Origin of the sequence: Streptomyces sp. LaPpAH-108, from assembly GCF_000373625.1 — a bacterium.
Classification (GTDB): Bacteria; Actinomycetota; Actinomycetes; order Streptomycetales; family Streptomycetaceae; genus Streptomyces.
This window is the reverse complement of record NZ_KB892000.1, coordinates 81,223-93,453: the sequence shown is the minus strand read 5'-3', so window position 1 is coordinate 93,453 and position 12,231 is coordinate 81,223. Positions and strand designations below refer to the sequence as shown.

Sequence of the window (12,231 nt, the reverse complement as noted above, 5' to 3'; positions counted from 1 at the left end):
GTCAGCTCCCGTTCCCGTACGCGGTCGCCGCGTCCTTCTCCAGCTGCCGCTGGGTGCCCGCCACGTCCTTCGGGTTCTTCAGGAAGTCCTGGAGGTCCTTCCACTCGCCCTTGCCCGGGGTGCCGCCGAACGCCTGCGGGGCCTGGTCGGACATGTCGAACCGGAAGTCGTCCCCGGACGCGATCAGCGCCTTGGCGATGGTGCGCTGCACCTCGTTCGGATAGGCGGAGTCCGGCACGTTCTTGTTCGGGGAGAGATAGCCGCCGAGCTTGGCCTGGATGGTCGCCGCGTCCGGGGAGGCGAGGAAGGTGGCCAGCGCCTGCGCAGCCTTGGAGTCCTTGAGGATCACGGCCGCGTCGCCGCCGGAGACCACCGGCGCGGTCGAGCCCACCGCCGGGAACGGGAACACCTTGGCGTCCGTGCCCACCTTCGCCTTGGTCTCCCCGATGTTGACCTGCGCGAAGTCGCCCTCGTAGACCATCGCGGCCTTCGGCTGGTCGCCCCCGCTGAAGGTCTGGGTGACCGAGGCGGGGAACTCCGTCTGGAGCGCGCCGTCCGCACCGCCCGCCACGTAGTCCTTCTTGCCCCAGACCTCCGCGAGCGTGGTGAGCGCCTTCTTCACCGACGGGTCGGTCCACTTGATCTCGTGCTGGGCCAGCTGGTCGTACTTCTCCGGGCCCGCCTGGGAGAGATAGACGTTCTCGAACCAGTCCGTCAGCGTCCAGCCGTCCGCACCGCCCACCGAGAACGGGGTCACCCCGGAGTCGTAGACCGCCTGCGCGCTGGTCAGCAGCTCCGGCCAGGTCTTCGGCACCTTGGCACCCGCGTTGTCGAAGACCGCCGCGTTGTACCAGATCAGCGACTTGTTGGCGGCCTTGTAGTAGACGCCGTAGCTCTTGCCGTCGACCTTGCCGATGTCCTGCCAGCCCTGGGAGTAGTTCTTCGACAGCTCCTTCAGGGCCTCGGGGCCCAGCGGCTTGGCCCACTTCTTGTCCACGGCCTGCTTGATCGCGCCCGGCTGCGGCAGCAGCGCCACGTCCGGGGGCTGACCGCCCGCGATCTTCGAGCCGAGGAAGTTGATGATCGGGTCCTGCGCGGGCACGAACGTCACCGTGGCGCCCGTGCGCTTCTCGAACTCCGCGAGGACCTTCTTGAAGTTCTTCTGCTCGGTGCCGGTCCAGACCGCGGCGACCTCCAGGTGCGCGCCGTCCAGCTTCGGCAGGGTCACGGTCGAGCCGGTGGACCCGCCGCTCTTCTCCCCCTTGTCCTTGTCACCGCCGCCGCCGGAGCAGGCGGTGAGCGCCAGGGCCCCCGCGAGCAGCGCGGCGAGCGCGGTGGAGCGGGCGGCCCGGTTCAGGGGCCGGTTCATGGCCCGGTTCGTCCGGCTGGTGTCGCTCGTACGGCGCATCACTTCCCCGTTCGTCGTTCTCCGTTGAACGCCGGACCGCTCTCGCGCACGGTGCACCCGTGCACACGGTCCCGGGCTCCGGTGTACGCCGGGCCGTACGGCAGCGGCAAGAGCGCGTGCGCCGTACGGCCGCGCATCGTGACCGGCTCGTGACGGTGGGGGTATGCGCGCGAGGAGCGCTGCGTGCGCGAAAGGCCCTAGAGCAGCGAGGGCACCTGTTCGGCCGACACCTGCCGGGCCGCCCGCTCCACCGCGCTCGCGAGCAGGGCGAGATCGGTCGGGCCGTTGCCCAGCTCGCGCACCGGGCGGCGGGCGGGCGGATCGCCCATCCGCTGCCACTCCAGCGGCAGCACGGTCGGCCGCTGGGTCGCGGTGCGCGGGATACGGCCCGTCACCCGGCCGCCCTGGAAGCCGGTCGCGCGTCCGTCCCGGTACGCCAGCCTGCCGCGCCCCGGCGCCGGTTCACCGCTCGTGTCCCCGCTCCGCTCCGAGGGCGGCGCGTCGAGGACCGCCCGCAGGGCCGCCCGCCGCACCGGCTCCGTCTGCGCCGTACGGCCGTCGGTGCCGGTCGCCGCCACCAGGTGCACGCCGAGCCGCTCGCCCTCGCGGGCCACCGCTTCAAGGGCGCGCAGCACCGAACCGGCGGCGGGCCGTCCCGGCGAGCCGAGCGCGGGGGAGACCAGCGCGTCCAGGTCGTCCACGACCACCACGAGCCGGGGCAGCGCGGGCGCCGCCTCGGCCCGCTGCCGGGCCGCCGCACCGGGCCGCAGCCGCAGCGTGGTGCTCGGCGGCGACTCCAGATCACCCGGGCGCCCGCCGTGGGCGCGCTGCGCGACCATCCGGTCCGAGACCGCGCGCCCCGCGTGCCAGTGCGCGAAGTCGGTCGTGCCCACCAGCTCGGCCCGCCGCTTCAGCTCCGCGCTCAGCGACTGCGCGAACTCCCGCATGCGGACGGGGTCGTTGGCCAGCAGATGGGTCGTCACATGCGGGATGTCGGTGCACACCCGCAGCCCGTCGCCGAGCCCCGCCCCGGTGCCCACGCCGTCGCGGCCGTCGATCAGCACCAGGCCGAGCCGGTCGGGCCGCTCGGCGGCGGCCAGCGAGGCCACCACCGCCCGCAGCAGCTCGGTACGGCCACTGCCGGGCGGCCCCTCGATCAGCAGATGCGGCCCCTCGGTCACCAGGTCGACGGTCACCGGACCGTGCGGTCCGGCCCCGAGCACCGCGCGCGCCCGGCCGCCCAGCGACTCGGTGTCGTCGGCCGCGTCCGCCCAGCGCGCCATCAGCGAGGCCGGGGTCGCGCGGGCCAGGCCCAGTTCGTCCAGCAGCCGGGCCGAGCGGGGCAGCGGCACGGCCACCGGCGCCTGCGGACCGCCCACCGGACCCTGCGGACGCAGCGGCGCCAGCGCCCGCGCGAACCGCTCCGCCCACGCCGCCGACACCGCGTCCACGGCCGCCACCGCACCCGGACCCACCGGACCGGTCGGCGCCACCCGCATCAGCCGCAGCGCGCTCGCCACGTCCCCGCTGAGCAGCGCCACCGCGCCGCAGTGCCGGAAGGTCGGCGTGACCGCGCACGCGTCGTCGTACGTCCCCGCCACCGGCGAGGCGGGCGAACAGGCCGCCGTCTCCGCCAGGCACACCACATGGATACCGGCGCGCGGCCCGGCCACGGCCAGCCGCGCCACCGCCTCGCGCAGAGCCGCCCCGCCGGGGTCGCCGTCCACCACGACCACCGTGTACGGGCCGGGGTGCGCGACGGGTCCGGGCGCCGCCGGGTCCGCCACCCGGCGCAGCAGCTCCTCGGTACGCGCCGCCGCCTGCTCGCGGTCGTACGCGAGCAGCAGCCGGCAGTCCTGCCCGTGGCCGGGGCGGACATGCGGCAGCCAGCCAAGCCACGCCCACTCCGCGAGCCGTTCCTCCAACGGGCGCGAGTGGTCCGCGCTGATCAGCACGATCTCCAGCAGCTCGGGCGAGTGCAGCGCGGCGAGCTGCGCCAGCACGGCGCGCGCGAGTCCCGCCAGCCGGGGGCGCGGTCCCGCCAGGCCCAGCGCGCCCGCCTCGCGCAGCGCGGTCGTCACCGGTACGGCGGGAAGGCGGCCCGCACCGTCCGGCGCGGGCCGGTCGGCGGTGCCCAGCCGCACGGTCAGCGCCTCGGGGTGCCCGGGGCCGCGCTCCCACAGCCGGGGCCCGGGGCCCAGCGCGGTCAGCAGCAGCGCGGCGGGGTCGGGCCAGGTCTCGGGGCGGCGGGTGTCCTGGACCAGCGTGCGGTGGTCGGTGCGGGTCTCCTCGGCCCGCTGCTCCTCGGGGCGGCCCCCGGTCAGCTTGCGCGCCCAGGCACCCAGACCGCCCCGGCGCCGGGCGCCCTGGGGGAGGTCGGTGCCGCGCAGGGGGGTGTTCTTGCGGGTGGGGCCGTCGTCGTAGGGGTCGTCGTACGGAGTGTCGTCGCCCGGGGTGTCGTAGGGGGCGTCGGCGTACGGTCCCTCGGTCGCCGTCTGCGGGGCGCCGTGGTGCCCGGTGTGGGGGTCGGACGTGGCCGGGGCGTGCGGGCCGGTGGCGTAGTGGGTGCGGTGGTCACCGGGGTGGTCCTCGGCGCGGCTCTCGATGCGCGGGGCGCCCGCCTGCTCCGGCACGGTCCGCTCGGGGCGCCGGTGCTCGGGGCCGCCGGGGGTGGCGAGGCCGTAGGTGTGCTCGGTGGGGCCGTGGGGCGTGCCGTACCCGGGGCGGGCGTCCAGGGCGCTCGCGCCGCCCGTGCCGTAGCCGGTGCCTGTGCCGTGGCCGGTGTCCGTGCCGTCGTACGCGGGCGGCTCCGTGCCGTCGTACCCGGTGCCCGGGATGCTCGACCCGCGTGCGGCGCCCAGCGGCACCCGCACGCATCCCTCGCCGTCCGGCACCGTCGGTATGCGGGCGGCACGGGCGGACGGGGCGAGGCGCAGGGCGGACTCGCCGATGCGCAGGAAGGCGCCCTCGGGAAAGCGCAGGGGGCGCTCGGTGACCCGGGTGCCGTCGAGGGTGGTGCCGTTGGTGGAGCCGAGGTCGGTCACCGAGACCCGGCCGTCGGCGGCGAGGGTGACCGCGCAGTGCAGCCGGGAGACGTCCGGGTCGTCCAGGGGCACGTCGGCGTCGGCGGAGCGGCCGACCGTTATCCGGCCGCCGTGCAGCAGATGGACCCCGCCCGCGTCCGGGCCCGCGACCACGTGCAGCTGGGTCGGGGCGCCGTCCGGCTCCGGGTCGGGCTCGGTGGCCGCCGGGGCGCCCAGGGAGAGCACGGCGCCGTCCACCAGCGGGGGCTCGCCCAGGGTGTGGCGGCGGGTGTCCAGGCGCTCCGCGCCCGCGTACAGCACCACCGGGGCGCCGCCGGTGTCGCGGCCCGCGCCGCTCTCGCCGGTGACCGCCACGGCCAGTGCGGGTGCGACCGCGCCCAGGTCGGTGCCCACGGGCGCCGTGACCAGCACGTCCCGGCTCGCGGCACGGCCGCGCCGGGAGGACGCGCCGAGCGGATCTACGACGGTCAGCCGGATCTGCATCGCCGTCAGCGGTCCCTTCTGCCCCGTCGCGGGCGCCCCCACCCCCGCACGGGCACTTCGGCCAGTACTGGAGGCATCCTCGCACCTGTCGCCGGGCACGTGCCCACGCTCCGACGTCAAGTGATCTTGATTGGTCAGCTCTGCCCCCAAAAGTGCCTGACCAGGAACGCGCCGTTGATCATTTGAGATCGGTCACGTCCAGGACCGGGCAACCGGAGGACCGAGGTGAGCGTCTTTCCCCCGAACATGGGCGGGAACGCTCACGTACTGCCCAGAGGGCCCCACTACAGTGGGTCGGAACGCCGGGAGACCGGCGCGCAAGCAAGCCAGCAAGCAGTCAGCAAGCAGCAGGGAGCGCGTGACGTGCGGCCAGTCGGCAGTAAGTACCTGCTCGAGGAGCCTCTCGGGCGCGGCGCCACGGGCACTGTCTGGCGGGCCCGGCAGCGGGAGACCGCGGGCGCCGAGGCGGCCGTGCCGGGCGCCCCCGGCGAGACCGTCGCCATCAAGGTCCTCAAGGAGGAGCTGGCGAGCGACCCGGACATCGTGATGCGCTTCCTGCGCGAGCGCTCCGTGCTGCTCCGGCTCACCCACCCCAACATCGTCCAGGTCCGCGACCTGGTCGTCGAGGGCGATCTGCTCGCCCTCGTCATGGACCTGGTGGACGGCCCCGACCTGCACCGCTACCTGCGCGAGAACGGCCCCTTCTCGCCGGTGGCCGCCGCCCTGCTGACCGCGCAGGTCGCCGACGCGCTCGCCGCGAGCCACGCGGACGGGGTGGTCCACCGCGACCTCAAGCCCGCGAACGTGCTGCTGCGCCAGTACGACCAGCAGATGCACCCGATGCTGACCGACTTCGGCATCGCGCGCCTCGCCGACTCCCCGGGGCTGACCCGCACCCACGAGTTCGTCGGCACCCCGGCCTATGTCGCGCCCGAGTCCGCCGAGGGGCGCCCGCAGACCTCCGCCGTCGACATCTACGGCGCGGGCATCCTGCTCTACGAGCTGGTCACCGGCCGCCCGCCGTTCTCCGGCGCGACCGCCCTGGAGGTGCTGCACCAGCACCTGAGCGCCGAGCCGCGCCGCCCCTCCACGATCCCCGACCCGCTGTGGACGGTCATAGAGCGCTGCCTGCGCAAGAACCCCGCCGAGCGGCCCAGCGCCGAGAACCTGGCCCGTGCGCTGCGGGTCGTCGCCGAGGGCGTCGGGGTGCACGCCAACCCCGCGCAGATCGCCGCCGCCGAGGGCGTGGGCGCGCTGCTCGCCCCGGACCCGGCCCCGGCCTCCGTCCCGGGCGTGCCCGGCTCCGCCGACCCGACCCAGGTGCTGCCGACCAACGCGGCGCAGGGCCCCTTCGGGGCGTACGACCCCAACGCGGCCACCAGTGTCCTGCCGAACACGGGTTTCTCGGGTGCGGCCGATCCGACGGCGGTCATGCCGCCGGTGCCGCAGAACCAGCCGGGCCAGCCCGGTCAGCCCGGGCAGTACGGCGGCTACGGCCAGGACCAGCAGGGGCCGCCCGACCAGCCGCACCCCTGGCAGACCCAGCTGCGCGCCGCCCGCGACCGCAACGACCAGACCCAGGTCCAGTACATCGACCCGGACGAGGACCCGCTGCGCCGCCGCCCCCAGCGGCAGGTCGCCCGCCCCCAGCACCCGCCGCGCCCCGCCCAGCAGCCTCAGCAGCGCCCCCAGCCGCGCCGCCAGACCCCCCAGCCCCAGCAGTACGCCCCACCGCCCCAGCCCCAGCAGCGCTACGCCCCACCCGCCGCCCCGCAGCGCCCGGCCCCCGAACCCCGGGCCCCCCGCCAGCGCGGCGCCAACCCCATGAAGATCCCCGGCCTCGGCTGCCTCAAGGGCTGCCTCTTCACCCTGATCATCCTCTTCGTCGCGGGTTGGCTCATCTGGGACCTGACCCCGCTGCACGAGTGGGTCGGCAAGGGGCAGGGTTACTGGGACCAGCTGAGCAACTGGGCGGGTGACGCCTACGACTGGGTGAGCAACCTCGGCAGTTCCTCGGGCAGCAACTGAGCCGTCGGGCCGGTGACACGGGAGGCGCGCCGGACGTGACTCCGGCGTGGCTCCGTGCGTGACTCCGGACACGCGGTTCTGGGGACTTGTCGACATCCACGGGGTGATTTCCGGCTCCGCGGTGAAGGTGGAGCTGTCGGACGCGTAGTTTTGTCGCTCTGGAGTCCTCGTATGTCGGCCGGGGGCCCGGGGTGGGGCCGCGGCGTGCCCCGCGTCCCGGTATGCCGCGGCGGCGGCAACGCGCGTCTGTAGGAGCAGTCTTGGCACGGAAGATCGGCAGCCGGTACACCGCGAACCAGATCCTGGGGCGGGGCAGCGCCGGGACGGTGTGGCTGGGCGAGGGGCCGGACGGTCCCGTCGCGATCAAGTTGCTGCGCGAGGACCTCGCGTCGGACCAGGAGCTGGTCGGACGCTTCGTCCAGGAGCGCACGGCGCTGCTCGGCCTGGAGCACCCGCACATCGTCACCGTGCGCGACCTGGTGGTCGACGGCAACGACCTCGCCCTGGTCATGGACCTCGTCCGGGGCACCGACCTGCGCACCCGCCTGGAGCGCGAGCGGCGCCTGTCGCCCGAGGCGGCCGTCGCGATCGTCGCCGACGTGGCGGACGGTCTCGCCGCCGCGCACGCCGCGGGCGTCGTCCACCGTGACGTCAAGCCCGAGAACATCCTTCTCGACATGCGCGGCCCCCTCGGCCCCGGCGGCGCCCACCCCGCGCTGCTCACCGACTTCGGCGTGGCCAAGCTCATCGACACCCCGAAGCGGACCCGCGCCACGAAGATCATCGGCACGCCGGACTATCTGGCCCCCGAGATCGTCGAGGGCCTTCCGCCCCGCGCCGCCGTGGACATCTACGCGCTGGCGACCGTCCTGTACGAACTCCTCGCGGGCTTCACCCCGTTCGGCGGCGGGCATCCCGGCGCGGTGCTGCGGCGCCATGTCACCGAGACGGTCGTCCCGCTCCCCGGGATCCCCGAGGAGCTGTGGCAACTGATCGTCCAGTGCCTGGCCAAGGGCCCCGCCTCCCGCCTGCGCGCCTCGGAACTGGCCGCCCGCCTGCGCGAACAGCTCCCCTCCCTCGCGGGCCTGCCCCCGCTGGAGGTGGACGAGCCGGACTCGGAGGCGGAGGGAACCCCGGAGGAACCGGTCCCCGCGACGGCCCCGGGCGACGCCGTACGCCGTCGAGGCGCCGTCTCCCTCGTCCCCGGCGCCCGCCCCGACTCCAACCGCGACACCCACACCTCCATGCGCGTCCCCGCCCCCGACGAACTCGCCGGGGGCGCCCACGGCACGGCCCGCGCTCCGCGTCCCTCCGGCGCCCCCCGTCCCGGCTCAGCCCGCCACCGAGCCGCAGCCCGCCGCCGCAAGCTGACCTTGACGATCGCAGGCACCCTCCTGGCAGCGGCAGTCGGCTACGGAGTCTGGGCCACATCGAGCGACGACCAGCCCCCCCAGGAAACCCAGACAACATCAAGCCCGTGACCCTCTGGGGCCCCATTTCCCACCCACCCGCCCGTCTCGGTTGGCAGAAAGCCGAGGCATCGGGGTTGGGACGCTGGGGGCGGGGGCGCGTGAACCGGCGACGGTGCGTGTCCTCCGGCCGCTGCATAGCCCAGGTTCCGCCCATCCAGCCCGTCCGGCGTTTGAGGACGAGGCCCCTTCAGGGCCGAAGCGGGGGGCTGGGGGCGGCAGCCCCCAGGAGGCTCGCTGCAGCGCCCCGCACCCACCCGCACCCCCCGCCACCGGACCTCGCCACCCGGCGGAGCCGTTACGCTGGGAGCGTGGCAGTCGTCGATGTATCCGAAGAGCTGAAGTCCCTCTCCTCGACCATGGAGTCGATCGAGGCCGTCCTGGACCTCGACCAGCTGAGGGCAGACATCGCCGTGCTCGAGGAGCAGGCGGCGGCGCCGTCCCTCTGGGACAACCCGGACGAGGCGCAGAAGATCACCAGCAAGCTCTCCCACCTCCAGGCCGAGGTCAGGAAGGCGGAAGCGCTGCGCGGCCGGATCGACGATCTCGCCGTCCTCTTCGAGATGGCCGAGGAGGAGGACGACCCGGACACCCTCGCCGAGGCCGAGTCCGAGCTGGTCGCGGTGAAGAAGGCGCTGGACGAGATGGAGGTCCGTACCCTCCTCAGCGGTGAGTACGACTCCCGCGAGGCGCTGGTCAACATCCGCGCCGAGGCGGGCGGCGTCGACGCCGCCGACTTCGCCGAGCAGCTGCAGCGCATGTACCTGCGCTGGGCCGAGCGCCACGGCTACAAGACCGAGATCTACGAGACGTCGTACGCCGAAGAGGCCGGCATCAAGTCGACCACCTTCGCCGTCCAGATCCCGTACGCGTACGGCACGCTCTCCGTCGAGCAGGGCACCCACCGCCTGGTGCGCATCTCGCCCTTCGACAACCAGGGCCGCCGCCAGACCTCCTTCGCGGGCGTCGAGGTGCTTCCGGTGGTGGAGCAGACCGACCACGTCGAGATCGACGAGTCGGACCTGCGCATCGACGTCTACCGTTCCTCGGGCCCCGGCGGCCAGGGCGTGAACACGACGGACTCCGCGGTCCGCCTCACCCACCTCCCCACCGGCATCGTGGTCTCCTGCCAGAACGAGCGCTCCCAGATCCAGAACAAGGCCACGGCCATGAACGTGCTGCAGGCCAAGCTCCTCGAGCGCCAGCGCCAGGAGGAGCGCGCCAAGATGGACGCTCTCAAGGGCGACGGCGGCAGCTCGTGGGGCAACCAGATGCGTTCGTACGTCCTGCACCCGTACCAGATGGTCAAGGACCTGCGCACCGAGTTCGAGGTCGGCAACCCGCAGTCCGTGCTCGACGGCGAGATCGACGGCTTCCTGGAGGCCGGAATTCGCTGGCGCAAGCAGCAGGAGAAGTAAGTTTGTCGACATGACAACTGCCGCCTTCCGGGCGGCAGTTGTCGTATGTCCGGCGTCTTACGTCACAGTTACGTCCCTCAACTCCCGGCATACGCCCACCCATCGGACATTGCGCTCGCAACGGCCTTGACGCTGCTTTGAAAAATGGGAATGGTGAAGCGCGGTATGCGCAGCTGTTGGGGCGCATGTGAACCGGGGGAACGAGATGGCCTGGGGACCGGCACGTACGCGTACGTCGGTTCCGGAGCCGTCGGCTACTCCCGTCGAGCACGACCAGTCCCACGCGCGGCCTCATGGACGATTCAGCTACTGGGGGTAGCAACCAATGACGAAGAAGACGCGGATACGCGTCGCACGGATCGCCGCCGGTGCCGTGGTGGCGGCCGGTGCGTCCCTGATGATCACGGGTGTGGCGACGGCCGACCCGGGCGGCCCGAGCACGGACCCGACCTGCGGCATCCTCGGCACCGACCCGAACTGCGAGGACCCGGGCGACACCACCGGCGGCGACTCTTCCACCGGCGGCGACTCCTCCACCGGTGAGACCACCAACGGTGGCTCCACGGGTGAGACCACCACCGGCGGTACCTCCACCACGGGTGAGACCACCATCGGTGCTTCCATCGGCGAGACCACCATCGGTGGCTCCACGGGTGAGACCACCACCGGTGGCACCTCCACCACGGGTGAGACCACCACGGGCGGTACCTCCACCACCGGCGAGACCACCACCGGCGGCACCTCCTCCACGGGTGGCGACACCACCGGCGGCACCTCCACCACCGGCGGCGGCAACGGCGGCTCGACCGGCGGCAACGGCGGCAGCACCGGCGGTGACGGTGGCTCCACCGGCGGTTCCACCACCGGCGGCAACGGCGGCGGCTCCGCCACCGGCGGCAACAACACCACCCCCGACGGCGGCGGCAACGACAACGTCTCCCAGGAGGCGGGCACCTCCGCGCTCACCGACACCGGCTCGGACACCGCCCCGCAGGGCGGCGACGACAAGGAGCTGGCCGAGACCGGTGCGGGCGAGACCATGTTCCTGCTGGCCGGTGCGGCCACGATGATCGCGGGCGGCGTCGCCTTCCGCTTCCTGCCGCGCCTCGCGGGCGGCCGGGGCGGCACGGCCGCCTGAGCGCGGTCACCGGCCCACTGACGTGACGCGAAGGGCCCGGAGCATGATCCCCATGCTCCGGGCCCTTCCGGCGTCCGTGCGGCCCTCGGCCGCGCGCTACAGCCCCGTCTGGTGCGCCAGCAGCGCCACCGCGGCGATCAGCACCGCGAGCAGCGCGATCAGCGCCACCGGGTTCAGCCCCGCGAAGAAGTTCTGCTGCTGGAGCCGCTCCCGGCTGGCCCGGCACACCGGGCACCGGCCCTCGCTCACGGGAGCCGCGCAGTTCGCGCACACCAACCGGTCGTACGTCATGCGCTCGCCCTCCTCGTGCAGGCCCTCACCCCGTACAACGTCATGCGGAACCAGAACGTTCCCCCTCCACTCTGCCAGGTTCCCCCGGAAAGAGCGCGGGCGCCCGGGAAAGCGGCCCCGGTGGCCCGTACAAAAACGCACAAGTGTCGCCCAACACGACCGGGCCCTGCGTAGGCACTGCCGGTTCGCGTATGGTCACGCTCATCTACCCCCGGCGACCCGTGGTGCATCCGTGATCCGATTCGACAGTGTCTCCAAGGTCTACCCCAAGCAGACCCGTCCCGCACTCAGGGATGTGTCCCTCGAAGTGGAGAAGGGCGAGTTCGTCTTCCTCGTGGGGTCGTCCGGCTCCGGCAAGTCCACCTTCCTGCGGCTGCTGCTGCGCGAGGAGCGGTGCAGCCACGGCCAGGTGCATGTGCTGGGCAAGGACCTCGCCCGCCTGTCCAACTGGAAGGTGCCGCAGATGCGCCGCCAGCTCGGGACGGTCTTCCAGGACTTCCGGCTGCTGCCGAACAAGACGGTCGCGGAGAACGTGGCCTTCGCCCAGGAGGTGATCGGCAAGTCCAAGGGCGAGATCCGCAAGTCCGTGCCGCAGGTCCTCGACCTCGTGGGGCTCGGCGGCAAGGAGGACCGCAGACCGGGCGAGCTGTCCGGTGGTGAGCAGCAGCGCGTCGCCATCGCACGGGCCTTCGTCAACCGGCCCAAGCTGCTGATCGCGGACGAGCCCACGGGCAACCTCGACCCGCAGACCTCCGTCGGCATCATGAAGCTGCTCGACCGCATCAACCGGACGGGCACCACGGTGGTCATGGCGACGCACGACCAGAACATCGTGGACCAGATGCGCAAGCGCGTCATCGAGCTGGAGAAGGGACGCCTGGTGCGCGACCAGGCCCGCGGCGTCTACGGCTACCAGCACTAAGCAAGTTCACGACGGAAAGGCTCGACCAGA

At 73.4% G+C, this 12,231-nt stretch carries 8 protein-coding genes; 5 read left to right on the top strand and 3 right to left on the bottom strand.

All coding sequences use genetic code 11. The features are described 5' to 3' along the window. Position 1 precedes the first annotated feature (1 nt). Positions 2-1,408, bottom strand: a complete 1,407-nt coding sequence (locus B079_RS0130850) for an ABC transporter substrate-binding protein (protein ID WP_018549724.1) — start codon at positions 1,406-1,408, stop codon at positions 2-4. A gap of 197 nt (positions 1,409-1,605) precedes the next feature. After that, positions 1,606-4,935 (bottom strand): FtsK/SpoIIIE domain-containing protein, encoded by a 3,330-nt coding sequence (locus B079_RS0130845; protein ID WP_018549723.1) that lies wholly within the window; start codon positions 4,933-4,935, stop codon positions 1,606-1,608. Positions 4,936-5,298: 363 nt separating this feature from the next. Here B079_RS0130845 and B079_RS0130840 point away from each other — a divergent pair, with 363 nt between their 5' ends. From B079_RS0130840 to B079_RS0130825, 4 genes are all read left to right on the top strand, one after another. Beyond that, a complete protein-coding gene (locus B079_RS0130840) occupies positions 5,299-6,963 on the top strand; it encodes a serine/threonine-protein kinase (RefSeq protein WP_018549722.1) in 1,665 nt (554 codons plus the stop codon). 260 nt (positions 6,964-7,223) lie between these two features. After that, the gene (locus B079_RS0130835) at positions 7,224-8,444 is read left to right on the top strand and encodes a serine/threonine-protein kinase (protein WP_018549720.1); all 1,221 of its coding nucleotides are present in this window, start codon (positions 7,224-7,226) and stop codon (positions 8,442-8,444) included. 299 nt (positions 8,445-8,743) lie between these two features. Beyond that, on the top strand, positions 8,744-9,850 hold the full coding sequence (prfB, locus tag B079_RS0130830; RefSeq protein ID WP_018549719.1) for a peptide chain release factor 2: 1,107 nt from the start codon (positions 8,744-8,746) through the stop codon (positions 9,848-9,850). 325 nt (positions 9,851-10,175) lie between these two features. After that, complete coding sequence (locus B079_RS0130825) at positions 10,176-10,988, top strand: hypothetical protein (protein WP_018549718.1); 813 nt, start codon at positions 10,176-10,178, stop codon at positions 10,986-10,988. A 96-nt stretch (positions 10,989-11,084) separates the two neighbouring features. Here B079_RS0130825 and B079_RS0130820 read toward each other — a convergent pair whose 3' ends face one another. Then, positions 11,085-11,279: a hypothetical protein gene (locus tag B079_RS0130820; RefSeq protein WP_018549717.1), complete on the bottom strand. Its 195-nt coding sequence runs from the start codon at positions 11,277-11,279 to the stop codon at positions 11,085-11,087. A 232-nt stretch (positions 11,280-11,511) separates the two neighbouring features. Here B079_RS0130820 and ftsE point away from each other — a divergent pair, with 232 nt between their 5' ends. Then, on the top strand, positions 11,512-12,201 hold the full coding sequence (gene ftsE, locus B079_RS0130815; protein ID WP_018549716.1) for a cell division ATP-binding protein FtsE: 690 nt from the start codon (positions 11,512-11,514) through the stop codon (positions 12,199-12,201). Positions 12,202-12,231: the final 30 nt, after the last annotated feature.

Excerpts from the sequence above, each read along its gene's own strand:
- B079_RS0130850 (WP_018549724.1), bottom strand. The coding sequence starts at position 1,408 with ATGCGCCGTACGAGCGACACCAGCCGGACGAACCGGGCCATGAACCGG.
- B079_RS0130845 (WP_018549723.1), bottom strand. The coding sequence starts at position 4,935 with ATGCAGATCCGGCTGACCGTCGTAGATCCGCTCGGCGCGTCCTCCCGG.
- B079_RS0130825 (WP_018549718.1), top strand. The coding sequence starts at position 10,176 with ATGACGAAGAAGACGCGGATACGCGTCGCACGGATCGCCGCCGGTGCC.
- B079_RS0130820 (WP_018549717.1), bottom strand. The coding sequence starts at position 11,279 with ATGACGTACGACCGGTTGGTGTGCGCGAACTGCGCGGCTCCCGTGAGC.